Origin of the sequence: Duganella rivi (assembly GCF_009857435.1) — a bacterium.
In the GTDB taxonomy this organism is placed as follows: Bacteria; Pseudomonadota; Gammaproteobacteria; order Burkholderiales; family Burkholderiaceae_D; genus Rugamonas; species Rugamonas rivi.
In genome coordinates this window covers 303,671-327,020 of sequence record NZ_WWCK01000002.1, presented here as the reverse complement: position 1 = coordinate 327,020, position 23,350 = coordinate 303,671, and the positions used below count along the sequence as shown (strand labels likewise).

Annotated in this window: 24 protein-coding genes; 8 read left to right on the top strand and 16 right to left on the bottom strand. The window is 62.6% G+C overall.

Translation table 11 applies throughout. The features are described 5' to 3' along the window. Positions 1-115: 115 nt before the first annotated feature. From GTP45_RS06030 to GTP45_RS05980, 11 genes are all read right to left on the bottom strand, one after another. Positions 116-793, bottom strand: coding sequence for an RNA pseudouridine synthase (locus tag GTP45_RS06030; protein WP_229258351.1), 678 nt, complete (start codon positions 791-793; stop codon positions 116-118). Next, positions 786-1,793 carry a low-specificity L-threonine aldolase gene (ltaE, locus tag GTP45_RS06025; protein WP_161012977.1) on the bottom strand — a complete coding sequence of 336 codons (1,008 nt, stop codon included), beginning with the start codon at positions 1,791-1,793 and terminating at the stop codon, positions 786-788. The genes GTP45_RS06030 and ltaE overlap by 8 nt, the downstream gene beginning before the upstream one ends. Next, complete coding sequence (locus GTP45_RS06020; protein ID WP_161012976.1) at positions 1,793-2,680, bottom strand: class I SAM-dependent methyltransferase; 888 nt, start codon at positions 2,678-2,680, stop codon at positions 1,793-1,795. The genes ltaE and GTP45_RS06020 overlap by 1 nt, the downstream gene beginning before the upstream one ends. Positions 2,681-2,685: 5 nt before the next feature. Then, positions 2,686-3,027 carry an ISC system 2Fe-2S type ferredoxin gene (gene fdx / locus GTP45_RS06015; RefSeq protein ID WP_160991486.1) on the bottom strand — a complete coding sequence of 114 codons (342 nt, stop codon included), beginning with the start codon at positions 3,025-3,027 and terminating at the stop codon, positions 2,686-2,688. An 18-nt stretch (positions 3,028-3,045) separates the two neighbouring features. Then, the gene (gene hscA / locus GTP45_RS06010; protein ID WP_161012975.1) at positions 3,046-4,926 is read right to left on the bottom strand and encodes a Fe-S protein assembly chaperone HscA; all 1,881 of its coding nucleotides are present in this window, start codon (positions 4,924-4,926) and stop codon (positions 3,046-3,048) included. Positions 4,927-4,983: 57 nt separating this feature from the next. Further along, on the bottom strand, positions 4,984-5,499 hold the full coding sequence (gene hscB, locus GTP45_RS06005) for a Fe-S protein assembly co-chaperone HscB (RefSeq protein ID WP_161012974.1): 516 nt from the start codon (positions 5,497-5,499) through the stop codon (positions 4,984-4,986). A 6-nt stretch (positions 5,500-5,505) separates the two neighbouring features. After that, on the bottom strand, positions 5,506-5,829 hold the full coding sequence (gene iscA, locus GTP45_RS06000; RefSeq protein WP_154373232.1) for an iron-sulfur cluster assembly protein IscA: 324 nt from the start codon (positions 5,827-5,829) through the stop codon (positions 5,506-5,508). Positions 5,830-5,871: 42 nt separating this feature from the next. Next, the gene (gene iscU / locus GTP45_RS05995) at positions 5,872-6,255 is read right to left on the bottom strand and encodes a Fe-S cluster assembly scaffold IscU (protein WP_092273495.1); all 384 of its coding nucleotides are present in this window, start codon (positions 6,253-6,255) and stop codon (positions 5,872-5,874) included. Between the two features lie 24 nt (positions 6,256-6,279). Further along, entirely contained in the window at positions 6,280-7,536 is a 1,257-nt protein-coding gene (locus GTP45_RS05990; RefSeq protein WP_161012973.1) for an IscS subfamily cysteine desulfurase, read from the bottom strand. Between the two features lie 21 nt (positions 7,537-7,557). Beyond that, positions 7,558-8,037: a Fe-S cluster assembly transcriptional regulator IscR gene (gene iscR, locus GTP45_RS05985; protein ID WP_161008728.1), complete on the bottom strand. Its 480-nt coding sequence runs from the start codon at positions 8,035-8,037 to the stop codon at positions 7,558-7,560. Positions 8,038-8,150: 113 nt separating this feature from the next. Then, on the bottom strand, positions 8,151-8,930 hold the full coding sequence (locus GTP45_RS05980) for a uracil-DNA glycosylase family protein (protein WP_161012972.1): 780 nt from the start codon (positions 8,928-8,930) through the stop codon (positions 8,151-8,153). 51 nt (positions 8,931-8,981) lie between these two features. On the opposite strand from GTP45_RS05980, the gene GTP45_RS05975 reads away from it, so the two are divergent. Further along, the gene (locus tag GTP45_RS05975; protein ID WP_161012971.1) at positions 8,982-9,980 is read left to right on the top strand and encodes a S41 family peptidase; all 999 of its coding nucleotides are present in this window, start codon (positions 8,982-8,984) and stop codon (positions 9,978-9,980) included. Positions 9,981-10,064: 84 nt separating this feature from the next. Further along, positions 10,065-11,753: a GGDEF domain-containing protein gene (locus tag GTP45_RS05970; RefSeq protein WP_161012970.1), complete on the top strand. Its 1,689-nt coding sequence runs from the start codon at positions 10,065-10,067 to the stop codon at positions 11,751-11,753. Here GTP45_RS05970 and maiA read toward each other — a convergent pair whose 3' ends face one another. Genes maiA through GTP45_RS05955 form a run of 3 tightly spaced genes read right to left on the bottom strand, consistent with a single transcriptional unit; the run spans position 11,754 to position 13,947 of the window. After that, entirely contained in the window at positions 11,754-12,398 is a 645-nt protein-coding gene (maiA, locus tag GTP45_RS05965) for a maleylacetoacetate isomerase (protein ID WP_161012969.1), read from the bottom strand. Further along, on the bottom strand, positions 12,398-13,420 hold the full coding sequence (locus tag GTP45_RS05960) for a fumarylacetoacetate hydrolase family protein (protein ID WP_161012968.1): 1,023 nt from the start codon (positions 13,418-13,420) through the stop codon (positions 12,398-12,400). Before GTP45_RS05960 ends, maiA begins: the two co-directional genes overlap by 1 nt. Next, the gene (locus GTP45_RS05955) at positions 13,417-13,947 is read right to left on the bottom strand and encodes a VOC family protein (protein ID WP_161012967.1); all 531 of its coding nucleotides are present in this window, start codon (positions 13,945-13,947) and stop codon (positions 13,417-13,419) included. Before GTP45_RS05955 ends, GTP45_RS05960 begins: the two co-directional genes overlap by 4 nt. Positions 13,948-14,046: 99 nt before the next feature. On the opposite strand from GTP45_RS05955, the gene GTP45_RS05950 reads away from it, so the two are divergent. The 3 genes from GTP45_RS05950 (at position 14,047) to GTP45_RS05940 (ending at position 16,239) form a co-directional block, all read left to right on the top strand. Beyond that, on the top strand, positions 14,047-14,979 hold the full coding sequence (locus GTP45_RS05950) for a LysR family transcriptional regulator (RefSeq protein WP_161012966.1): 933 nt from the start codon (positions 14,047-14,049) through the stop codon (positions 14,977-14,979). Between the two features lie 81 nt (positions 14,980-15,060). Next, positions 15,061-15,642, top strand: a complete 582-nt coding sequence (locus tag GTP45_RS05945; protein ID WP_161012965.1) for an NAD(P)H-dependent oxidoreductase — start codon at positions 15,061-15,063, stop codon at positions 15,640-15,642. 33 nt (positions 15,643-15,675) lie between these two features. Further along, positions 15,676-16,239, top strand: a complete 564-nt coding sequence (locus GTP45_RS05940; protein ID WP_161012964.1) for a gamma-glutamylcyclotransferase — start codon at positions 15,676-15,678, stop codon at positions 16,237-16,239. On the opposite strand, the gene GTP45_RS05935 is transcribed toward GTP45_RS05940, so the two are convergent. Beyond that, on the bottom strand, positions 16,231-17,388 hold the full coding sequence (locus tag GTP45_RS05935) for a PA0069 family radical SAM protein (protein WP_161012963.1): 1,158 nt from the start codon (positions 17,386-17,388) through the stop codon (positions 16,231-16,233). The genes GTP45_RS05940 and GTP45_RS05935 overlap by 9 nt on opposite strands. A gap of 141 nt (positions 17,389-17,529) precedes the next feature. On the opposite strand from GTP45_RS05935, the gene GTP45_RS05930 reads away from it, so the two are divergent. Genes GTP45_RS05930 through GTP45_RS05920 form a run of 3 tightly spaced genes read left to right on the top strand, consistent with a single transcriptional unit; the run spans position 17,530 to position 22,735 of the window. Then, entirely contained in the window at positions 17,530-18,114 is a 585-nt protein-coding gene (locus tag GTP45_RS05930) for a DUF2760 domain-containing protein (RefSeq protein ID WP_161012962.1), read from the top strand. Continuing rightward, a complete protein-coding gene (locus tag GTP45_RS05925) occupies positions 18,111-19,955 on the top strand; it encodes an Hsp70 family protein (protein WP_161012961.1) in 1,845 nt (614 codons plus the stop codon). The genes GTP45_RS05930 and GTP45_RS05925 overlap by 4 nt, the downstream gene beginning before the upstream one ends. Next, on the top strand, positions 19,955-22,735 hold the full coding sequence (locus GTP45_RS05920; RefSeq protein WP_161013449.1) for an Hsp70 family protein: 2,781 nt from the start codon (positions 19,955-19,957) through the stop codon (positions 22,733-22,735). Before GTP45_RS05925 ends, GTP45_RS05920 begins: the two co-directional genes overlap by 1 nt. Here GTP45_RS05920 and GTP45_RS05915 read toward each other — a convergent pair. Beyond that, positions 22,719-23,345 (bottom strand): tRNA-uridine aminocarboxypropyltransferase, encoded by a 627-nt coding sequence (locus GTP45_RS05915; protein WP_161012960.1) that lies wholly within the window; start codon positions 23,343-23,345, stop codon positions 22,719-22,721. The two genes, GTP45_RS05920 and GTP45_RS05915, sit on opposite strands and share 17 nt — an antisense overlap. Positions 23,346-23,350: the final 5 nt, after the last annotated feature.

Here is a 23,350-nt window from a genome sequence, read left to right as displayed (position 1 = left end):
TCTGACCCCGTACGGGGTCAGACCCCTGGTCGCCGCAGTGCGGGTTTAGCGATTCCCGCGCACTCAGTAGAAAAACAGACCCTGAACCCGCTTGGTTTGCGCTTAGGGTTGGGTTTTAAAAGCGCTCGTAGTCCTGCAAGTAGCGCCACTCGCCTACCGGCAGGCTGGACATGGAGATGCGGCCCACGCGGATGCGCTTCATGCTCACCACTTTCAAGCCGACTTCCTTGCACAGCTTTTCGATCAAGCCTAGCTTGGCGTTCTTCATGGCGAAGCGCAGGCGCGTTTCGTTTTGCCAGCTTACTTTGCCGTTGATCTGATTCAGCTGCTGCAAGCCGCCTTCGATGATCTGGCCGGAGACTTCAACGATGATCTCATGCTCCACCGACTCCTCGCTCAACTTGCGGTTGACGCGGAAGTCTTGCGTGAATACGACCAAGCCGCTGGCTTTCGCATCCAGCGGCACCATTTGCTCTTGACCAGTAACGTGACGCTTGAGGAAGCGCTTGCCCGGCACGGTGCGCGTGAGCGTGTCCGCGTTCAGCAGGTGCAGCGGCTGCGGTGCGCCCGCAGGCTTGTGCAGCAGGATGGTGACCGGCGTGATTTCCAGCAGCGTGGCGTCATCGGCGATGGTGACTTTCTGCTCCGGCGTTACGCGCGCGCCCACTTCTTCCACAACCACGCCATCGATGCTGACGAAGCCACCCTCGATGTACAACTCGGCCTCGCGCCGCGAACAGCCGCGTTCTTCGGCTACGCGCTTGTTCAGGCGTACGGTATCTTCGTTATCCAAAGAAGTCTCCAAACACGGTGATGGCGCGATCAATGTCGTCACGCTTGGCGTCCATGTGCGTGACAATGCGCAGGCGCTGCGACATTGATACGCGGATGTGCGTCAGCTCCAGCACATCGCCCAAGCCCTGCATCACGAACTGCGGAATGTCGACGTAGAAGATGTTGGTCTGCGGCGCGCTGACTTTGAGGCCTTTCATCTTCGCCAGTTCACCGGCGAAGTAAGCCGCGTTGTTGTGATCCTCTTGCAGGCGCGGGATGTTGTGCTCCAGCGCGTACAAGCCACCAGCCGCGATCATGCCGGCTTGGCGCATGCCACCGCCCAGCATCTTGCGCCAGCGCTTGGCCTCTTTGATGAATGGCTTGGTACCCAACAGGACCGAGCCTACCGGTGCGCCAAGGCCTTTCGACAAGCACACCGACACCGAGTCAAAGCCTTTCACGATCTCGCGCGGGCTCACGCCCAGCTTGACCGCCGCATTGCAAACGCGCGCGCCGTCGAGATGCGTGGACAGGCCGCGATCATGCGCCAGCTTGGTCGCCTGCTGCACGTAATCAAGCGGCAGCACGCGGCCGTTGATGGTGTTTTCCAGCGCGAGCAACTTGGTGCGCGCGAAGTGGAAATCGTCCGGCTTGATGTAGGCTGCGATATCGTCCAGCGCGATGCTGCCATCGGCCTGATTGATAATTGGCTGCGGCTGAATACTACCCAGCACCGCCGCGCCGCCTCCTTCGTAGCGGTAGGTGTGCGCCTCTTGGCCAACCAGGTATTCATCGCCACGGCCGCAGTGCGCCAGCAGCGCGAGCAGATTGCTTTGCGTGCCCGATGGTGCAAACACCGCATCTTCAAAGCCGAACAAATCGGCCGCATATTCTTGCAGGCGATTGACGGTCGGATCGTCGCCGTAGACATCATCACCAACTTCGGCCAAGTTCATGGCGGCGCGCATGGCGGCGCTTGGGCGGGTGACGGTGTCGCTACGCAGGTCGAGCCAATCCATTACGCTACCTCTTCTTCGGCAAAGAAACGCGTGTTCATCTCTTGCAGGCCCACGGTCTCCAGCACTTCTTTCAGGCGCTCGGCCGGACGCTTGCGCGGCAGGTTTTTATAGGTAGCGATGATGAGTTCATTCTTCATCGAGTGCTCCCAGCCTACCAACTCAGTGACGGTAACGCTGTAGCCGTGCGCTTCCAACTGCAGACAACGCAGCACGTTGGTGATCTGGCTGCCGAATTCACGGGTGTGAATTGGATGACGCCAGATTTCGGTCAGCGCGGATTTGCCCAGCGACTGGCCTTTGTTTTTCTTCAGGACGGAGGCTACTTCCGCCTGGCAGCACGGCACCAGCACGATGTGCTTGGCCTTCTTCTTCAGCGCGAACTGGATCGCATCATCGGTCGCCGTGTTGCAGGCGTGGAGCGCGGTGACGACGTCGATCTGCTCCGGCAGCAGTTTCGACTCGGTAGACTCGGCCACCGACAGCGGCAGGAAGGACATGCCGGGGAAGTTGAACTTCTGCGCCAGTTCCTGCGAACGCGCCACCAGTTCTTCGCGCGTCTCAATGCCATAGATGTGCGAGTTTTGCAGCGCCTTGAAGAACAGGTCGTAGATGATGAAGCCGAGGTAGGACTTGCCCGCGCCGTGATCGACCAGCGAGACATTCTCTTTCGATTCCAGCACTTCCTTCAGCAGCGGCTCGATGAACTGGTACAGGTGGTAGACCTGTTTCAGCTTGCGGCGGCTGTCCTGATTCATCTTGCCGTCGCGCGTGAGGATGTGCAGTTCCTGCAGCAGTGCTACGGTCTGCCCTTCGCGGATTTCCGGCATGTTGTCGGCGCTGGTGACGGTCGCGCCGATCTTGGCGGCTGGCTTGCTCGGCTTCTTCATTGGTATCAGTGTCCGCCTTCGCTGGCGTGATTGATGGTGTATTTCGGAATTTCAACCACCAGGTCTTCATCCGCCACCACCGCTTGGCACGACAGGCGCGACACGGCTTCCAGGCCCCATGCTTTATCCAGCAGGTCTTCCTCGGTTTCGCTGGCTTCGCTCAGCGAATTGAAGCCCTCGCGCACGAGCACGTGGCAGGTGGTGCAAGCGCAGGATTTTTCGCACGCGTGCTCGATGTGGATGTCATTTTCCAGCATGACGTCGCACAGGGTTTTGCCGGCTTCGGCTTCGACGACGGCGCCATCCGGGCACAGTTTTGCGTGAGGGAGGAATACGATTTGTGGCATGTTGAGCTCTATGTTTATTTAAACGACCTGGTCGAGCGCCTTGCCCGCCAGTGCACTGCGCACGCTGCGATCCATGCGGCGCGATGCAAATTCTTCGGTACCGTGGGCCAGCGCTTCGACGGCGGCTTTCACTGCCTGGTGATCTACCGCGCCGGTTTGCGATTGCGCCACGACCTCGCGCGTCTTCACGATCAGCGCATCGACTGCGACGCGCTCTTCGTCCGACAGCAGCGCTGCGTCTTCGTCCAGCGCCGCTTGCGTCGCCAGCAGGATGCGTTCCGCTTCCACCTGCTCTTCACGCAGCGCGCGCGCTTTCATATCGTCAGCGGCCGAGGTGTGCGAATCTTGCAGCATGCGCGCCACATCGTCATCGCCCAAGCCGTACGAAGGCTTCACGGTGATGGACGACTCCACGCCCGAACGCAGCTCGCGCGCCGACACCGACAACAAGCCGTCTGCGTCAACTTGGTAAGTGATGCGAATGCGCGCCGCGCCAGCCGCCATCGGCGGAATGCCACGCAGTTCAAAGCGCGCCAGCGAGCGGCAATCGGCCACCAGTTCACGCTCGCCTTGCAGCACGTGCACTGCCAGCGCGGTCTGCCCGTCCTTGAAGGTGGTGAACTCCTGCGCGCGGGCGCAAGGAATGGTCGAATTGCGCGGGATGATTTTCTCTACCAGGCCGCCCATCGTCTCGATACCGAGCGACAGCGGGATCACGTCCAGCAGCAGCCAGTCGTCGCCTGCGGCGCGGTTACCTGCTAGCAGATTCGCTTGAATCGCCGCGCCCAGCGCCACCACTTTATCTGGATCGATATTCGCGTGCGGCGTGGTGTGGAAGTATTCGCTCACTGCGCGATGCACGTGCGGCATGCGCGTTGCGCCGCCGACCATGACCACGCCATCAACATCGTCCGCATCGACATTGGCGTCGCGCAGCGCTTTTTTGATGGCCTTCATGGTCTTCTCGATCAAGTGCTTGGTGATCTCCTGGAACTTCTCAGCGGAGACGTTCAGGTGCACCTGCTCGCCCGACTTCAGCGCGGCGTCCACGGTCACTTCGGACTTGGTGGACAGCAGTTCCTTGGCTTCGCGCGCTTTGACCATCAGCACGGCGGTGTCTTCGTCCGACAGCGGCGCCAGTTTTTCTTCTTGGTGAATGTGGCAGAACAGACGGTGATCGAAGTCGTCGCCGCCCAGCGCGGAGTCGCCGCCGGTGGCCAGCACTTCAAACACGCCTTTGCTCAGTTTCAGAATCGAGATATCGAAAGTGCCGCCGCCCAAATCGTAGACCGCGTAGATGCCTTCCGACCCGTTATCCAGACCGTAGGCGATGGCCGCCGCAGTCGGCTCGCTCAGCAGGCGCAACACGTTCAGACCGGCCAATTGCGCAGCATCCTTGGTGGCTTGGCGCTGCGCGTCGTCGAAGTAAGCAGGCACGGTAATCACCGCGCCAACCAGATCATCGCCCAGCGAATCTTCTGCACGCTGGCGCAGCGTGGCCAGGATTTGCGCGGACACCTCGACCGGGCTTTTCACCCCGGCGACGGTCTTCAGCTGCACCATGCCGGGAGCATCAACGAATTGATACGGCAGGTTTTCAGCGTAAGCGATATCGCCCAGGCCACGGCCCATGAAACGCTTCACCGACACGATGGTGTTTTTCGGATCGGTGGTCTGCGCAGCCTGCGCCTTGTAGCCGATGTTGGCGTGGCCGTTAGGCAGGTAGCGCACCACGGACGGCAGCAGCGCGCGGCCGTCTTCGTCGTTCAGCACTTCTGGAATGCTGTTGCGCACAGTCGCCACCAGCGAATTGGTGGTGCCCAAATCAATCCCCACCGCCAGCCGATGCTGGTGCGGTGCGGTGGACATGCCTGGTTCGGAAATTTGCAGAAGTGCCATGAGACGGGACCTGTATTTTTGTAGTACTTGAGAAGTGCGCGCGGCCGGCGCGCACGTTCAAGCTTCGATTGCTTCAAAGGCGAAGCGGACTTCTTCGCCGAATTTTTCGAGGAACATCAGCGCGCGCACGCCTTGGGCGGCGGCTTGAAAATCATTGGCGTTGAGTTGCTGTTCGATTTGCGCCAGTTGCTGCTTGCGCGCCTCGCGCAGCTGGCCGTCCAGCGCTTCCAGCGCGTCGCTGTCTTTAGCGGCGCGGGCGTCACCCAGCTCTTCGCGCCACTCCATCTGCTGCATCAGGAAGGCCATCGGCATTGCCGTATTCGACTCGGTCTGCAAATCGACGCCATGCAGCTCGCACAGGTATTGCGCGCGCTTCTGCGGATTTTTCAGGGTCTGATAGGCTTCGTTGGCGCGCGTGGCCCACTGCATGGCGACGCGCTTCTCGGCGTCGGTGGCGCTAACGAATTTGTCGGGATGGACGCGGCTTTGCACGTCGCGGTAGGCGCTGTTCAGCGCATCCGCGTCGACGGCAAACTGCTTGGGCAGGTTGAAGAGTTCAAAGTGATTCTGCATGACGTGTCAGACGCGGAAGCTTTCACCGCAACCGCAAGCGTCTTTCTCGTTCGGGTTGTTGAACTTGAAGCCTTCGTTCAGACCTTCGCGCGCGAAGTCCAGTTCCGTGCCGTCGATGTACGGCAGGCTTTTCGGATCGACGAACACTTTGACGCCGTGCGACTCGAACACGCTGTCGTCAGCGGTCACTTCGTCCACGTATTCCAGCTTGTAGGCCATGCCCGAGCAGCCGGTGGTGCGCACGCCAAAACGCAAACCGATGCCCTTGCCGCGGCGCTCGATGTAGCGGTTGATGTGTTTAGCTGCTTTTTCGGTCAGGGTGATTGCCATTTGATTCTCCCGCGCCCCGTTATAAACCGGGGCGACGTGTAATTACGCTGCGTGCTTGGTCTGGTAGTCCAGAACAGCTGCCTTGATGGCGTCTTCCGCCAGGATCGAGCAGTGGATTTTCACTGGCGGCAGCGCCAGTTCTTCTGCGATCTGGGTGTTCTTGATGGCCAGTGCCTGATCCAGGGTTTTGCCCTTGACCCATTCGGTCACCAGCGAGCTCGAAGCGATCGCCGAGCCGCAGCCGTAGGTTTTGAATTTAGCGTCTTCGATCACGCCATCCGCGCCCACTTTGATTTGCAGCTTCATCACGTCGCCGCAAGCTGGCGCGCCAACCATGCCGGTGCCTACGCTGTCGTCGCCTTTTTCGAAGGCGCCAACGTTACGTGGGTTTTCGTAGTGGTCCAGTACTTTTTCCGAGTAAGCCATTTTGATGCTCCTATTTATTCAGTATTAGTGGGCTGCCCATTGGATCGAGCTGATGTCGATACCTTCTTTGAACATATCCCACAGCGGCGACAGTTCACGCAGTTTGTTGACCTTGGACTTCATCAGTTCAATCGCGAAGTCGATATCGGCTTCGGTGGTGAAGCGGCCGATGGTGAAACGGATCGAGCTGTGTGCCAGTTCATCGCTGCGGCCCAGCGCGCGCAGTACATAAGATGGTTCCAGCGAGGCCGAAGTACAAGCGGAGCCCGACGATACCGCCAGGTCTTTCACCGCCATGATCAGCGACTCGCCCTCAACGTAGTTGAAGCTCACGTTCAGGTTGTGCGGCACACGGTGATCCATGTCGCCGTTGATGTAGGTCTCTTCGATTTCTTGCAGACCCTTGGCCAGACGGTCGCGCAGCGCTTTGATGCGGGCGATCTCGGTGTCCATCTCGACCTTAGCTAAGCGGAACGCTTCGCCCATGCCGACGATTTGGTGGGTCGGCAGCGTGCCCGAACGCAGACCGCGCTCGTGGCCACCGCCGTGCATTTGTGCTTCGATACGCACGCGCGGTTTGCGGCAGACGTACAGCGCACCCACGCCTTTCGGGCCGTAGGTTTTGTGCGCGGTGAAGGTCATCAGGTCGACCTTGGTTTTTTGCAGGTCGATGGCGATCTTGCCGGTCGCTTGCGCAGCGTCGCAGTGGAAGATGATGCCTTTCGAGCGGCACAGCGCGCCGATTTCGTCGATCGGCTGAATCACGCCGATCTCGTTATTGACCAGCATGACCGAGACCAGAATGGTGTCAGGACGGATGGCGGCGGTCAGCTGTTCGATGGTGATCAGGCCATTGTCTTGCGGTTCCAGGTAGGTCGCTTCAAAGCCTTGGCGCTCCAGTTCGCGCACGGTGTCCAGCACGGCTTTGTGCTCGGTCTTGACCGTGATGATGTGCTTACCCTTGGTCTTGTAGAACTGCGCCGCGCCCTTGATGGCGAGGTTGTTCGACTCGGTGGCGCCAGAAGTCCAGATGATTTCGCGTGGGTCGGCATTGACCAGCGCTGCCACGTGGCCGCGCGCTTCTTCCACGGCTTTTTCCGCAGTCCAGCCGTACATGTGGCTGCGCGAAGCCGGATTGCCGAACTGCTCGCGCAGGTATGGAATCATCGCATCGGCGACGCGCGGATCAATCGGCGTGGTGGCCGAGTAGTCCATGTAGATCGGGAAGTGCGGCGCGGTCTGGAATTTCACGTCAGCGATGTTTTTTTCTGGGGCGTTCATCAGGGGTTACTCCGTTAGGGCTTAGAGCGCGGCGTGGTTGCCGTTACGCGGCATGACCACTACGCTTTGCTCAGCGTTCTTCTGCTTTTGTTGATCGACCAGATCCTGCAGCGATACGGAATCCAGATAATCAACCATCTTTTCGTTCAGCGTGGCCCACAGTTCGTGGGTCATGCAGCGCGCGCCGCTGGCTGCGTCCGCGCCATGGCAATTCTCTTTGCCGCCGCACTGGGTCGCATCAAGCGGCTCATCCACGGCGATGATGATGTCGGCAACGGTGACCTTGTCGGCGCGCCGCGCCAAGCTGTAGCCACCACCCGGGCCGCGGATCGATTCAACGATCTCGTGGCGGCGCAGCTTGCCAAACAGCTGCTCCAGGTAAGACAGCGAAATCGCCTGCCGCTGGCTGATGCCGGACAGCGTGACTGGGCCTTTGCCTTGGCGCAAAGCCAGATCGATCATCGCAGTCACAGCAAAACGGCCTTTGGTGGTCAGACGCATCACTACCTCGGTTGGGTTAAAATATCGACCTTCTCGCTCAGCCCTCAAAGCCCGATTAGTTGATCGAATTAGTCAAGTATACCAAACTTTAACAAAGCTTGCTGGCGCCCCTCTTAGCTCCTACTCAGCAACTGCATAGGCTGGAACAGCTTGTGCATATCCTTATTACCAATAAAACTAAGGTTGTACGGGTGTTCCGCAGTGATCTGCGGGAAATCTTTCATCACTGGCAACTTGGCCAGCAGCTCGGCGATTTTTCCCCACAGCACCATCGTCGGCACGGTCGTCGCTTGCGCAGCCAGCCCGGCCATCACGGTTTCGAAGAACGGCAGCCATGCCTTCGCGTCTTTGGCCGGAGCAACGTGGCTGCGGAATACCAGCGAGGCGTTCAGCAGCAAAAAGCCTTGTTCAGTCAGCTTGTGCTGCATGTCGGCCAAGGTCAGGATGTGGCTGCCCGCGCCGCTGCGCGCCTGGGCCGAGACGGCCGCCATGGCCTCACCGGCGGTGTTTTCCAGCTGAAGCTGGCCATCGGCCACCAGCAGCATCTTCATGAAGTTGCGCAGCGAGGTGGCCTTGTTGACCGGCTTGGACAAGCCGCCCCCGACCTCGTCCGACCACAGGCTGCCAACGGCCCCATCCATGAAACAGACGCCGGTGGCGCTCTCTGCTCGCGGATATGGCCCTTCCCCGACTAGTACATACTTCACTTTATTCAGCGGCAATGCGAACGCGGCAAACAGGCGCTGCCCGGTCGGCAGGTATTGATCCTGCGCCAGTTGCGGCAGGTAGTCCGGGGTAGCGGCCATCATGGCTTCCAGGCCCTTGACCAGCAGTGGGCGCCAAGAAACATCGGCGCGGTTCAGCGCCTCCAGGATCGTGTTCGGGATCGTCATTGAAGAAAAAGCTTTTGGGGAAAGGTAAGATTGTAACTTATGAGGAAAGATTTGAAACACTGGTTTGCCGCCGCCGCCCTCGCTGCCACCGCCGCTGGCGCCCACGCCCAGACGCTGGATGAGGCGCTGGATGCGCCTGCCCGCGCCCACGTGATCAATGAATATGCGCGGCGGCTGACGGCGCAGCACGTGGACGCGGTACGCGCCAAGGCGGCAGCCGACGATATTCGCCTGCGGCTGGGACGCGGCGAGTACGACCAGCAAACCACGGCGCGCGCGCTGGCGACCCGCGTCACGCGCGACGTCACCGCCATCATGGGCGACAAGCATACCTACCTCGAATACGTGCCGTACGAGCTGACCGACGAGCGCCAGCGTCCGGCTGCGGCGGCGCAGATTGCCGACAACTACGGCTTCGGCAGGTTTGAAACGCTGGGCGATAATATCGGCTACCTGCAAATCACCCGCTTCGCGCAACTGGACCGTGGCGCCGGCGAGGCCGCCGCCCGCTTCATGACGCAGGCGGCCGATTGCGCCGCGCTCATCATCGACCTGCGCGACGCCAACGGCGACGGCCAAGCGATGGCGGCGCTGATTTCCAGCTACCTGCTGGTCGACAAGCGCAGCTACATCTTCGCGGACAAGCAAATCCACCTGCACGACCAGCTGGACCGCGAAGGCCGCGTGGTGACCGAGTTCTGGACCAGCGCCGAGGTGCCCGGCAAGCGCTATGGCGGCAAGAAACCGCTGTACCTGCTGGTCAACGAGCGCACCAGCGGCGCGGCCGAAGCCTTCGTCTTCGACTTGCAGCAGTACGTGAAGCGCGCGGTGGTCGTGGGCGCGCCAACCGCCGGCGATGCCCGCGTCAGCGCCAAGCAGCGCGTCTCGCGCCACCTGCAAACCTCGCTGGCCATCACCCGCGCCAGCAACTTCCTGACCCGGACCAACTGGGAAGGCGCCGGCGTCCAGCCCGACCGCATGGCCGCGCCGGACGATGCCCTGAACGCCGCACAAGCGCTGGCGCTGGCTACCCTCAAGCCGAAAAAGTAGTCTGTACCGCTCTGGCAACAGTATTGCCGGGGAAGCATGCTAAACTTGCCTTAATGCAAATTTCGCAGGTCGACCATGCCGTCCATGGATTACAGGCTCGTTGCATCGCCGCTGCGCCCGTTCTGGCGTGGCGTGCTGCTGTGCGCGCTCCTGCTGTGGCTGCACGGGGCAGCACTGGCCGCCGAGCGCAAGGTGCTGGTGCTGTATTCGCTGGGTTCGGACGCCTCGTCCGCATGGCAGACCCTGCTGCGCAAAGGCTTGTCGGCCGAACTGGAGCAACAAGACGCCGCCCCGCGCCCGAATATTTTTGAAGAGCGCTTCGACGCCGTGCGCGTCGGCGACGAGCACGCCATTGCCAGCATGGAGCCCTACCTGCGCGCCAAGTACGCGGGCGTCAAATTCGACGCCATCATCACCGAGAACTACGTGGCGGCGCGCTTCCTCAGCGAGCGGCCCGACTTGTTCCGCGGCGTGCCGCGCCACTACGTCAACCATTCGCGGCTGGGATGGCAACCCAGCGACGGCACCGGCTACCAGATACAAGCCAACTATGGTCTCACCATCGGCATCATCCCGCGCGTGGCGCCGCAGGTAAAGCGCGTGGTGGTGATCGGCGATGGCACCGACCGCATACAGGAATCGGTGCGCGCCGTGCGCCAGGCGGCCCGCGCCCACGAGGGCAAGCTGGCCTTTGAATACTGGCAGAACCTGAGCTACGAAGAAATGTACCGGCAAGCCGGGCAACTGCAGCCCGGCAGCGCCATCTTCCTGCTACCGACCTACCACGACCGCACCGGCGAGCGTCGGCGGCCGATAGACACGGCGCGCAAGCTGGCCGCGATTACGCAGGTGCCGATTTTCACCAACTGGGAAGCCATCGTGGTGCCGGGCGTGGTCGGTGGCTACGTGGTCAGCGCGGAGCGCATCGGCCGTGCGATCGCCGACATCATGATGCAACGCACGCCGGACATCGCCGGTATCCCCGGCTACATCTTCGATTACGGCGCGGTGCAGCGCTTCCACTTGCAGGATATTCCGAAGACCGCGCAGTTGTTAAATCGCCCGCAAAGCGTGCTGGAACAATACTGGTGGCAAATCGTGGCGGGACTGACGCTGATTGTGCTACAGGGGATTTTGATTTCTGCGCTGGTGGTGTCGCTGCGCAGCCGCCGCCAGACTTTGCGCGCCTTGAACCAGGAGCGCGACCAGCTGGAAGCCCACGTCACGCAGCGCACGCTGGAGCTAATGGTGGCCAACACCAAGCTGGAACAGCAAGCCACCACCGATCCGCTGACCGGCATTGGCAACCGCCGCCGCATGACGGAGCAGATCAACAAGGAATTGGAGCGCAGCCGGCGCTTCAGGCACCCGCTATCGCTGCTGATGGCGGATATCGATCACTTCAAGAACGTCAACGATATCTACGGCCACGAGGCCGGCGACCGCACGCTGGTAGCAGTGGCGCGCGCGCTGGCGGGCGGCATGCGCAGCATCGACATGGCGTCGCGCTTCGGCGGCGAGGAGTTTGTGCTGCTGATGCCGGAGACTGAACTTGACGTGGCACGCGCCGCCGCCGAACGCCTGCGCGCCGATATCGCCGCGCTGCGCATTGAAGGCGACAACGGCGAGACCATCACGCTGACCATCAGCATCGGCGTGGCGTCGTCCGATCCCCAGGGGACCATGGACAGCGCCTCGTCGCTGCTCTCACGCGCTGACAAGGCGCTGTACCAAGCGAAGCACGAGGGACGTGATCGCGTGATCTGCTGCTGATTACTCGGCGTCCGGTTGCTGCGATGGATGCGCGCGCAGGAAGGCCGGGTGCTCGCTGCACGCGGCGTGGATGCGCATCACGGTGGGATAGGCCGCTGTATCGACATTGAAGCGCAGCGCGTTGAACACTTGCGGCACCAGGCAGCAATCGGCCAGCGTCGGCGTATCGCCGTGGCAGTAGACGCCGGTGCGGGCATCGTTAGCCAGCAAGTCTTCCAGCGTTTGCAGGCCGCTGCGTAGCCAGTGCTGCTGCCAGCCCAGCTTCACCTCTTCCGTCACGCCGACTTGTCCAACCAGGTACTTCAGCACGCGCAGGTTGCCCAGCGGGTGCGCATCGGCCGCGATGCTCAGCGCCAGCGCGCGCACGCGGGCGCGTCCTGCCGGGTCTTGCGGCAGCAATGGCGCTTGCTGGTGCGTCTCTTCCAGGTACTCGATGATGGCCAGCGACTGGCCGATCACGTTGCCGTCATCTTCCAGCGCCGGCAGCAGCGCGGCTGGATTGACGGCGCGGTAAGCGTCGCTCAATTGCTCGCCGCCGTTGCGCAGCAGGTGCACCGGCACGGCGTCGTAAGCGATGCCTTTCAGGTTGAGCGCAATCCGCACGCGGTAAGCGGCGGAGCTGCGGAAGTAGGTGTAGAGCTTCATCAGCGGCGCTCCTTGTAGTGCGTGACCACCTGGTAGATCACGCCGAAGATGCTGTCGCCTTGCGCGTCCTTCATCTCGATGCGCACGCTGTCGCCGAATTTGAGGAACGGCGTTTGCGGCTTGCCGCTCTCGATGGTTTCGTACATGCGCACTTCGGCCAGGCAGCAGTAACCGACGCCGCCGTTGGCGATGCTCGATCCGTGCAGGCTGCCCTGCTTGTTCGACACGGTGCCGGAACCGATGATGGTGCCCGCCGCCAGTTCGCGCGTGGCGGCAGCATGCGCCACCAGCTGGGCGAAGTTGAAGGTCATGTCTTCGCCAGCGTTAGGCTTGCCGAACGGCTGCTGGTTCAGTTGCACCAGCAGCGGCAGGTGCACTTTGTTGTCGGCCCACTGTGCCCCCAATTCATCCGGCGTGACGGCCACCGGCGAGAAGGCGCTGGCAGGCTTGGACTGGAAGAAGCCGAAGCCTTTCGCCAGCTCGTTCGGAATCAGGTTGCGCAGCGAGACATCGTTGACCAGCATGACGAGGCGGATCGCTTTCGCCGCATCGTCCGGCGTGGCGCCCATGCGCACGTCGCCGGTGATGACGGCGACTTCCGCTTCCAGGTCGATGCCCCAGTCTTCGCTCAGCGCGTAGATCGGGTCGCGCGGGCCGACGAAACTATCGGAACCGCCCTGGTACATCAGCGGATCGGTGTAAAACGAGGCCGGCACTTCGGCGTTGCGCGCTTTGCGCACCAGCTCAACGTGGTTGATGTAGGCCGAGCCGTCCGCCCATTGATAAGCGCGCGGCAGCGGCGAGTGGCAGTACTGCTGGTCGAACGGCTTGGCGTCGACCGCCTCGCCGGCGTTCAGCGTAGCGTAGACTTGTTCGAGGCGCGGGGCGACCAGATCCCAGTTGTCCAGGGCGTGCTGCATGGTGGCCGAGATTTTCGGCACATGCTGATACAGCGTCAGGTCGCGGCTCACCACCACCAGGCGGCCATCGCGGCTGCCGTCTTTGAGCGTGGCGAGCTTCATGCTTCACCTCCGTGCATCCAGGCCGCGTGCTTCGGTGCTTTTTTCGTTTGCGACCATTCGTCCAGCATCGCCCATTTGACGTCGTCGAGCTTCTGCATCATTTCCGGCGTGCCGGTGTTGCAGGCCAGTTCCAGACGGTGGCCGTTCGGATCGAAGAAGTAGATCGATTTGAAGATGGTGTGGTTGACCGGGCCGATCACGTCGATGCCGGCGGCCACCAGGCGCTCCTTGGCGGCCAGCAGTTCGTCCATGCTGGCGACTTCCATCGCCAGGTGCTGCACCCATGCCGGGGTGTTGTGGTCGCGATCCATGGCCGGTTGGGTCGGCAGTTCAAAGAAGGCCAGCACGTTGCCGTTGCCGGCGTCGAGGAACACGTGCATGTACGGATCCGGCGCCTTGGTGGATGGCACTTCGTTCTCGGCGATGGCCAGCACGAAGTTCATGTTCAGGTGTTTCACGTACCACTCGACGGTTTCTTTCGCGTCTTTGCAGCGGTAGGCGACGTGGTGAATTTGCTTGATTTTCATAGGTGTCTCCAACTCGGTTCTGCTACTAATCGCGCCATTAAATGACAGATTCAGATATCATGCAAATCGTATTTTTCTTATCATTTATCAGAATTTCCAATGAATCCTAGCTTGCGGCAGATGCGCGCCCTGGTGGCGCTGGCCAAGACCGGCAGCTTTACGCTGGCGGCCGACCACTTGAGCGTGACCCAATCGGCGCTCAGCGGCCAGATCAAGGAGCTGGAGCAGATGCTGGGCGTGCGCGTGGTCGAGCGTACCACGCGCAAGACCCAGCTCTCCGAGCTGGGACGCGAACTGTATCCGCTGTTCGACAAGATGCTGCACGACCTCGACCGCGCCATGGCGGACATCGCCAGCCGCAAGGCGCTTAAGCAGGGTTCGGTGCGGGTGGCGGCGCCGCAGATGCTCTCCTGCACCATGCTGCCGGAAGTAATTGCCGCTTACCGCGCCCGCCACCCCGAAGTGCAAGTGCGGCTGACCGACTGCCCGCTGGAGCAAGTGTCGGCGCGCGTCTTCAGCGGCGAGGTCGACTTCGGCATCGGCCCGGAGCGCGACGCCACCGCCGAAATTGAAGCCCATCCGCTGTTTGAAATGCCGTTTGTGGTGGTGTATCCACAGGGACACGAGCTGGACAAGCGCAAGCGCATCACCTGGAGCGACGTCAACCGCTACCCGTTCATCTCGCTGCAAGGCCAGTTCACCGAACGCCTGTTGCGCGACGTCCACGTGTCGTTCCGCGAACTGTCGCTCAGCCCGTACAACGAGGTTACCTTCATGACCACCGCCTTGGCCATGGTGCACGCCGGCCAAGGCGTCACCGTCTGCCTGCCGTATGCGGAAAAAATGGTGCAGCTGTATGGCTTGAAAATGCGGCCGCTGGAAGCGCCGGCCCTCACCCGGCGCTTTTTCGTCTACACCCGCAGCGTGCGCGCGCTGTCGCCGGCGGCCGAGAGTTTCGTGACCTTTTTGCATCAGTTTGTGGCATCGCACGAGTGGAATATGCCCCCCTTGCCGGCCGCCGCATCAACCTAGCTTACAATTTCTTTCAAATAGGAAAAGAATATTGCGATAAATCCATTGTGGAAGCGGTTTCTGTTTGTGTATGCTTTATTGATGAACATTTTGCACATCGATTCCTGCGCCCTCGGCGACCACTCTGCATCCCGCCAAATGACCTCGGCGGTGACCGCTGCCCTGACGGCAAGCAATGACCAAGCAACCGTCCCGACCGTCCTTTACCGCGACCTCGCGGCGTCGCCGCTGTCCCACGCCAGCGGGCCGCTGCTGCAAGTCATCAGCCAGCGCTGGGACGCCGACATTCCCATGAACGCCGAACTGCGCGCGGAAGCCCTGCAAAGCGCCTCCCTGCTGCAAGAGTTCCGCGACGCCGACGTGGTGGTGCTGGGCGCGCCCATGCACAATTTCACTGTGCCGTCGACGCTGAAAGCGTGGATGGATCGCCTGCTGGAACAACACCCGGCCAACGCTGGCGGCAGCCAGCGCCAGCCCGCCGTGCGCGTGCTGCTGGTGACTGCCGGCTGCGGCGCCTTGAGGCTGGAGTCCCCAGACGATCTGATGAGCTATCACGAAAGCCAGCTCAAGGCCGCCTTCCAATTCATGGGCATCCGCCAACTCCACATCGTGCGCGACCTGGACGACCTGCAACAAATCCCCGAGCTCAAGCACGCAGCCTGATGTTAGCGCTAGCTGCCCTATAATGCAGTCACCATGACTGCAAACACCATCGCCATCAATCAACAGATGGACAAGTTTGACGGCCACCACAGCGTGTGGCTGTTCGGCTACGGCTCCTTGATTTACAAGGCCGACTTCCCCTACCTGCAACGCCGCCCGGCCAGCATCGCCGGCTGGACCCGGCGTTTCTGGCAAGGCTCGCACGACCACCGCGGCACGCCGGAAGCGCCGGGCCGCGTGGTCACCCTGATCGAAGAAGCCGGCGCGGTTTGCCACGGCATGGCCTACCTGATCACGCCGGAGGTCTTCGCCCATCTCGACCACCGCGAAAAGAACGGCTACCTGCGGCTAGCCATTCCCATCGCGTTTGAGGATGGCGACCAGCAAGAGGGCCTGGTCTACATCGCCACACCGGACAACACCGCCTTCCTTGGCGCCGCCTCCGAAGCTGACATCGCCGCCCACATCGCCCGCTCCGCCGGCCCAAGCGGCCCCAACAGCGACTACCTCAACCACCTCGCCAGCGCGCTGCGCGAGCTAGGCCGCCACGACCAGCACGTGTTCGAGATCGAGCGCCATTTAGCCGCACTAAAATAAATCCATCTGTCCCGCGTCGGCCGCCGCCTTGGCGCGCGCGCCCAGGGGCGGCACCACCAGCGGCCGCGTGAACTGTGAGCAGTCCATGCGGTGGAAGCGGCTGCCGTGGCCGCTTAGACCCAGGCGCTCGCTGGCGATCTTCACGCGCTGGCGGATCAGTTCGGCCCACACGCCCTCGCCTTTCATGCGCGTGTCGAAATTGCTGTCGTAGTCTTTGCCGCCGCGCATTTCGCGCACGCGGTTCATCACCCGCTGCGCTCGCTCCGGGAAGTGCGCTTGCAGCCATTCCTTGAACAGCGGCGCGACCTCCCACGGCAACCGCAGCACCGTGTAGTGCGCGCTCACCGCACCGGCCTCCTTGACGGCTTCCAGTATCCGTTCGATGTCAGGCTCGGTCACAAACGGGATGATGGGCGCGATGCTGACCGCCACCGGGATGCCGGCATCGGTTAGCGTGCGGATGGTGCGCAGGCGGCGCGCGGGCGACGTGGCGCGCGGCTCCAGCGTGCGGGCGATGGCCGGATCCAGCGTGGTCAGCGTGATGGCCACGCCGGCCTGCTGCCTGGCCGCCATCGGCGCGAGGATGTCGATGTCGCGCTCGATCAGCGAGGACTTGGTGATCAAGCCCACCGGATGCTGGCACTCTTGCAGCACTTCCAGCACCCTGCGTGTGAGCTTGAGTTCTCGCTCGCAGGGCTGGTAGGCGTCGGTGTTGACGCCGAGCGCGATCGACTGCGGCTCGTAGCCGGGCTTGGCCAGCTCGCGCCGCAGCATCTGCGGCGCGTTGATCTTGGCGAAGATTTTGCTCTCGAAGTCCATGCCCGGCGACAGCCCGAGATAGCTGTGCGTAGGCCGCGCAAAGCAATAAATGCAGCCATGCTCGCAGCCGCGATACGGATTGAGCGAAACGCTGAACGGCAAATCCGGCGAGGCGTTGCGGCTCAAAATGGAGCGGCAGATTTCCTCGGTCACTTGCGTTTTCCACGGCCTGGCCTCCTCTTCCTCGCGCTCCCAGCCGTCGTCGTAGGACTCGCGCGCGTTCACTTCGTAACGACCCTGTATATTGGAGACTGCGCCACGCCCTTTTTGCGCTTTGAGCGAGGGCGGCGGCAACATCACCTGCTCTTGATTGTTTTCATCATGGGACATAGTGCACTCAAATACTGTATAAACATACAGTATTCTAGCACTCCAAACTGCCATATCAAGGGAAATATCAAGTATCATGCCGGGCTTCGCCTGAAACGCGCGCCGGCGCTGCGTTCGGCAACCTTACACAGTGAGTAAAACATGACCAATTCCAATCAACCTTTGCCGTCTTTCTTCAGCCGGATTTCCATCGCCATCGGCGCGTTTTTCCGCGCCCTGTCCGACGCCGAGTACGCCGCGCGCCTGAGCCGCATCGATGAAGCGCCGCAGCCTGCCGCTGCACCGGTCGCACCGGCCCCTGCTCCGGCTCCGGCTCCAGCACCAGCTCCGGTGACGCTGCGCGTCGCCACCCCGGACGCGGCCCTGCAACTGCTGTCGCTGCTCCAGCGCGAGGCGCGCCTGATCGACTTCACGCAAGAAAACCTGTCCGCCTACTCCGACGCCGACATCGGCGCCGCCGCGCGCGTGGTGCACGAAGGCTGCGCCAAGGTGTTGAAAGAGCATTTCATCATCCAGCCGATCCGCAGCGAAGCGGAAGGCAGCCGCATCGAACTGCCGGAAGGCTTCGACGCCGCCGCCGTGCGCCTGACCGGCAATGTGGTCGGCAAAGCGCCGTTCAAGGGCACGCTGAGCCATCGCGGCTGGCGTTCGGCCGAGGTGCGCCTGCCGAAACTGGCGGAAGCGCATGACGCCGCCATCCTGGCGCCGGCGGAGGTGGAACTGTGAGCGATCCACGTTACGCCATCGGCATCGACCTTGGCACCACGCACAGCGCCCTGTCGTATGTGAACCTGCAAGCCAGCGACGGCGAGAAAACCCAGCACGGCGTGCTGGCCATCCCGCAGCTGACCGCGCCGGGCACCATTGAAGAACTGCCGCTGCTGCCGTCTTTCCTCTACCTGCCGCACGCCGACGAGCTGGCGCCGGGCGAGAACAATCTGCCGTGGCAGCAAACGGCTGAAGAACAAACCGGTGTGGCCGGCGAAATGGCGCGCAGCCGTGGCGCGACCACGCCGATTCGCCTGGTCTCCAGCGCGAAAAGCTGGTTGAGCCATCCGGGCGTAGACCGCCGCTCTGCCCTGCTGCCGAACGACGCGCCGGAAGAAGTCTCGCGCGTGTCGCCGCTGGAAGCATCGACGCGCTACCTGTCGCACCTGCGCAAAGCGTGGGAACAGGCGCACCCTGACGCGCCGTTCGGCGAACAGGCGGTGACGGTGACGATTCCTGCATCCTTCGATCCAGGCGCGCGCGAACTGACCGCCGATGCGGCGCGCGCTGCCGGCTACACCAATCTCACGCTGCTGGAAGAACCGCAGGCCGCCTTGTATAGCTGGATTCAAGGCAGCGAAGGCCGCTGGCGCAAGGAAGTGAAGCCGGGCGACATCATCCTCGTAGTGGACGTGGGCGGCGGCACCAGCGACTTTTCGCTGATCGCCGTGCTGGAACGCGAGGGCGTGCTGGAACCGCACCGCATCGCGGTCGGCGATCATATTCTGCTCGGCGGCGACAATATGGACTTGGCGCTGGCGCACCTGGTGGCGCGCAAACTGGCCGCCAACGGCACCCAGCTCGATGCGTGGCAAATGCGCGCACTGACTTACGGCTGCCGCACCGCCAAGGAAAAGCTGCTGGCCGATGCCACCGTGGCGACGTGGCCTATCGTGGTGCCGAGCCGTGGCTCGAAACTGATCGGCGGCTCGATCCGCACTGAACTCACGCGCGATGAAGTGTCGGCCTTTATTCTCGACGGCTTCTTCCCGCAAGTGGAAGCGTCGGCGCGTCCGGCCGTGCGCCAGCGCGCGGGCCTGACGCAGCTTGGCCTGCCATATGCGCAAGATGCGGGCATCACGCGCCACCTTGCCGCGTTCCTCGCGCGCCAAGTCGGCGCGACTGCGGAACTGGAAGGCTACGCGGGCAAGCAAAACGCCGAAGCGACCTTCCTGCATCCGACCGCGGTGCTGTTCAACGGCGGCGTGTTCAAGTCGGATCTGCTGGCGCAGCGCGTCATGGGTACGCTCAACGATTGGCTGTACATGGAAGGCGCGGCGCCGGCGCGCATGCTGGGCGGCGCGGATCTGGATCTGGCGGTGGCGCGCGGCGCGGCTTATTACAGCTACGTGCGTCGCGGCAGCGGCGTGCGCATTCGCGGCGGTACGGCGCGTTCGTACTACGTGGCGATTGAGTCGGCGATGCCGGCGATTCCGGGCATGGAGCCGCCGATTCAGGCGCTGTGCGTGGCGCCGTTCGGCATGGAAGAAGGCAGCGAGATCGAACTGCCGAATCAGGAATTTGGCCTGGTGGTGGGTGAGCCGGTGCAGTTCCGCTTCTTTGGTTCTTCGGTGCGCCGCCAGGATCAGATTGGCGATTTGCTGGACTTCTGGGGCCCGGATGAACTGACCGAGATGAATGAGATTCAGGCCAACCTTTCGCCGGAAGGCCGCCAGGCTGGCGACGTGGTGCAGGTGCGCTTGCATGCGATGGCTACTGAATCCGGCACGCTGGAGCTGTTGGCCGTTGGCTCGGATGGCCAGCGCTGGAAAGTGGAGTTCGACGTTCGCACAGCATGATGAGTAAATACGTCGTCAGCATCGATCTGGGCACCACCAATACGGTGATGGCCTATGCCGAAGCCGGTAGTGCCGAGATACGCTTGTTCGATATCGAGCAGCTGACGGCACCCGGCGAGATCGGTGCGGCGGCGTTGCTCCCGTCCTTGCGCTATCACCCTGCGCAGGGCGAGCTGGCGGACGGCGACTTGCAGTTGCCTTGGGCTTCCAGTGAGCCCGCGGTGATTGGCCGCTTGGCGCGCAAGCTGGGTGCGCAGGTGCCAGGACGATTGGTGGCGAGTGCCAAGAGTTGGCTCTCGCATCCGCAGGTGGATCGCATGGCGGCGATTTTGCCGTGGGGCGCGGAGGCGGATGTGGCGAAGGTGTCGCCGGTGACGGCGAGTGCTTCGTATCTTTCCCATTTGCGCAGCGCGTGGAATGCGCGCTTTCCTGCGCAACCTTTGGAAAAGCAGCAAATTGTTTTAACTATTCCGGCGTCATTTGACGAAGGTGCGCGCGCGCTCACCTTGGAAGCTGCGCGCATGGCGGGCCTGCCGTCATTGCGATTGCTGGAAGAACCGCAAGCCGCCTTCTATGATTGGCTGTTCCGCCAGCGTGCATCGTTGGGCGAGCAGCTGGCCGATACGCGGCTGGTGCTGGTGTGCGACGTTGGCGGGGGTACCACGGACTTTAGTTTGATGAAAGTGGATGCTGGCGGGGCAGGTGCGCAGCCAGCCATCAGCCGCATCGGCGTCGGCAACCACCTGATCCTCGGTGGCGACAACATGGATCTCGCCCTCGCCCACCTCGTCGAGTCGCGCCTGAGCGGCAGCGCGCCTGCGCGGCTGTCGGCGAGCCGCTTGTCGCAGTTGGCGGAGCGGTGCCGGGCGGCGAAGGAGTTGTTATTGGCGGCAGATGCGCCGGAACGCACCACTGTCACGCTGCTGGGCTCCGGCTCGAAATTAATCGGCGGCTCGCGCTCGGCCGAGCTAACGCGCGATGAAGTCACCGCGCTGGTGGTGGACGGCTTCTTCCCGCTCAACGAAGAACAAGCGCCGACCAAGCGCGGACGCGGCGCCATCGTCGAATTCGGCCTCCCCTACGCCGCCGACGCAGCCATCACGCGCCACCTTGCAGACTTCCTGCGCCAGCACGCCGCTGCCGCGCGCGAAGCCCTCGGCCTCCCCGCCGACAGCGCCACCATCCCAATCCCGGACACGCTGCTGCTGAACGGCGGCGTATTCCGCGCCGACGCCCTTGCGCGCCGACTCGAAGCCGCACTCGCAGGCTGGCGCCAACAGCCACTGCGCGTCCTGCACAACGATAACCCGGACGTCGCCGTAGCACGCGGCGGCGTCGCCTACGCGCTAGGCCAATCCGGCCAAGCCCCCGTAATCGGCGGCGGCTCCGCGCGCAGCTACTTCCTGCTGCTGGACGCCGAAGGCCCGGCCGACAAGCCACGCCGCGCCATCTGCATCCTGCCGCGCGGCGCGGCCGAGAACAAAGAAATCCTGCTGGCCGGCCGCACCTTCGCACTGCGCCTCGGACGCCCGGTACGCTTCCACCTCGCCTCGTCCACCGCCGAAGCACCGCAAGCCGGCGACGTGATCGAACTCCAGCCAGACGACTACGTCCAGCTGCCGCCCATCGCCACCGTCTTGCGCGACAGCAGCGCCGCCGACGCCCGCAAAGAAATCCCAGTCCAACTGGCCGCGATGCTGAGCGAAGTCGGCACGCTGGAAGTCCACTGCGTGGCGAAAGAAAACGATCAGCGCTGGCTGCTGGAATTCCAACTACGCGCCGAAGCCGACGCGCCCGAAGCATCAGACGAAACGCCAATGCCAGCAGGCCTTCCCGCCGCATTGGAAAAAATCGACCGCATCTTCGGCAGCCGCGCGCAGCAAGTCGACATCAAAGAAGTCAAACAACTGCGCACGCAATTAGAGCATCTGCTGGGCAGCCGCGAAAACTGGCCGACACCAGTCCTGCGCCGAATGTTCGACGCGCTGATGGAACGTGCCAAGGGACGTCGCCGCTCGCCCGAACACGAACGCGCATGGCTTAACCTGAGCGGCTATTGCCTGCGTCCCGGCTTCGGCCACCCGCTCGACAACTGGCGCATCGACCAGCTGTGGGCCATGTTCGACACCGGCATCCAGAATCACAAAGACAGCCAGGCCTGCGCCGAATGGTGGACGATGTGGCGTCGCGTCTCCGGTGGCCTGAGCGTGGAAGCGCAACTGCGCGTGCTGGACGATTTCGCCTTCAACGTGCAAGCCGATGCCGCAGAACGCGGCCGCCGTCCCGTCACGCTGGTCAACGGCAGCGAGGAAGACATGCTGCGCCTCGGCGCATCGCTGGAACGCATCCCCGGCAACTACAAGGCCGAAATCGGCGCGTGGATGCTGGAGCAGCTGCTGAAGGACAAGAAATCCGAAGCAGCGCGCGGCCGCCTGCTGTGGGGCTTGAGCCGCGTCGGCGTGCGCCAGCCATTCCACGGCAGCGCGCACGACGTGGTGGACACCGCTACCGTTGAGGAATGGCTGAATGCCGTGCTGTCACTCGACTGGAAAAAAGTGGAGCCGGCGGGATACTGCGCCGCCCATCTCGCCCGCATGACCGGCGACCGTTCGCGCGACATCAACGAAACCCTGCGCGCCGAAGTGCTGCGCCGCTTGAGCGCTTCCACAGCTCCGGCCAACTGGAGCGCCATGGTGCGCGAAGTCACGCAGCTCGATCAGGCCGACGAGAAGCGCATGCTGGGTGATGCACTGCCGCCGGGCCTTAAGCTGATCTCTTAACGTAACTGGCCTGCTGCGCCACAAAACCATCAAACGCAGCGATCAGCGGATCGAATTTATTTATATCGTTTTCCAGTTGCGCCAGCGCGTACACCGTGGCTTCCAGCGTGGACAGCTGATCCGGCAGATGCGCCTTGCGGATCAAATAATGCGAAGGCGGCGTATCGCGCAATGGCAAGCGCGGTAAAGTTTGCAGCAGCGGATTCAGATATAGCATCTTGCGGCTCTTGCGCCACGTCCCGTCCAGCACCACCAGGCGCAGTGGTTTGCTGAGCCACGCCTCATCAAACGGCTGCGGCGTCGCCAATCCCAGCGAAGCATTCTCCGTCTCTGGATACAGCAAGACGCTGCGACGCTCCGGCGAGAGCAGCGCTTGCAGCTGCTGCGGCTCAAATGTCTCCCCCACTTCCAGGCGGCTATTCGACAAACACAAATGCAGCAGCCGCGCGCTGCCCTTGGCGTTACTCACTTCCATGGGATGTTGAAGAATCAGGACTTCCACCTGGTTAGGCAGCGCTGTCACCCAGCGGCAGATGCAGGTCTGCTGCGGGCGCAGGCACGCGGCGCACATGGCGCGCCGCGTTGAGGATTCGGGACTGGCGGTATTCATAGACC

What these genes read in the sequence shown, in the direction of transcription:
- ltaE (WP_161012977.1), bottom strand. Translation starts at nt 1,793, where the DNA reads ATGGATTGGCTCGACCTGCGTAGCGACACCGTCACCCGCCCAAGCGCC.
- GTP45_RS06020 (WP_161012976.1), bottom strand. Translation starts at nt 2,680, where the DNA reads ATGAAGAAGCCGAGCAAGCCAGCCGCCAAGATCGGCGCGACCGTCACC.
- fdx (WP_160991486.1), bottom strand. Translation starts at nt 3,027, where the DNA reads ATGCCACAAATCGTATTCCTCCCTCACGCAAAACTGTGCCCGGATGGC.
- hscA (WP_161012975.1), bottom strand. Translation starts at nt 4,926, where the DNA reads ATGGCACTTCTGCAAATTTCCGAACCAGGCATGTCCACCGCACCGCAC.
- hscB (WP_161012974.1), bottom strand. Translation starts at nt 5,499, where the DNA reads ATGCAGAATCACTTTGAACTCTTCAACCTGCCCAAGCAGTTTGCCGTC.
- iscA (WP_154373232.1), bottom strand. Translation starts at nt 5,829, where the DNA reads ATGGCAATCACCCTGACCGAAAAAGCAGCTAAACACATCAACCGCTAC.
- iscU (WP_092273495.1), bottom strand. Translation starts at nt 6,255, where the DNA reads ATGGCTTACTCGGAAAAAGTACTGGACCACTACGAAAACCCACGTAAC.
- GTP45_RS05990 (WP_161012973.1), bottom strand. Translation starts at nt 7,536, where the DNA reads ATGAACGCCCCAGAAAAAAACATCGCTGACGTGAAATTCCAGACCGCG.
- iscR (WP_161008728.1), bottom strand. Translation starts at nt 8,037, where the DNA reads ATGCGTCTGACCACCAAAGGCCGTTTTGCTGTGACTGCGATGATCGAT.
- GTP45_RS05980 (WP_161012972.1), bottom strand. Translation starts at nt 8,930, where the DNA reads ATGACGATCCCGAACACGATCCTGGAGGCGCTGAACCGCGCCGATGTT.
- GTP45_RS05970 (WP_161012970.1), top strand. Translation starts at nt 10,065, where the DNA reads ATGGATTACAGGCTCGTTGCATCGCCGCTGCGCCCGTTCTGGCGTGGC.
- maiA (WP_161012969.1), bottom strand. Translation starts at nt 12,398, where the DNA reads ATGAAGCTCTACACCTACTTCCGCAGCTCCGCCGCTTACCGCGTGCGG.
- GTP45_RS05960 (WP_161012968.1), bottom strand. Translation starts at nt 13,420, where the DNA reads ATGAAGCTCGCCACGCTCAAAGACGGCAGCCGCGATGGCCGCCTGGTG.
- GTP45_RS05955 (WP_161012967.1), bottom strand. Translation starts at nt 13,947, where the DNA reads ATGAAAATCAAGCAAATTCACCACGTCGCCTACCGCTGCAAAGACGCG.
- GTP45_RS05950 (WP_161012966.1), top strand. Translation starts at nt 14,047, where the DNA reads ATGAATCCTAGCTTGCGGCAGATGCGCGCCCTGGTGGCGCTGGCCAAG.
- GTP45_RS05945 (WP_161012965.1), top strand. Translation starts at nt 15,061, where the DNA reads ATGAACATTTTGCACATCGATTCCTGCGCCCTCGGCGACCACTCTGCA.
- GTP45_RS05940 (WP_161012964.1), top strand. Translation starts at nt 15,676, where the DNA reads ATGACTGCAAACACCATCGCCATCAATCAACAGATGGACAAGTTTGAC.
- GTP45_RS05935 (WP_161012963.1), bottom strand. Translation starts at nt 17,388, where the DNA reads ATGTCCCATGATGAAAACAATCAAGAGCAGGTGATGTTGCCGCCGCCC.
- GTP45_RS05930 (WP_161012962.1), top strand. Translation starts at nt 17,530, where the DNA reads ATGACCAATTCCAATCAACCTTTGCCGTCTTTCTTCAGCCGGATTTCC.
- GTP45_RS05920 (WP_161013449.1), top strand. Translation starts at nt 19,955, where the DNA reads ATGAGTAAATACGTCGTCAGCATCGATCTGGGCACCACCAATACGGTG.
- GTP45_RS05915 (WP_161012960.1), bottom strand. Translation starts at nt 23,345, where the DNA reads ATGAATACCGCCAGTCCCGAATCCTCAACGCGGCGCGCCATGTGCGCC.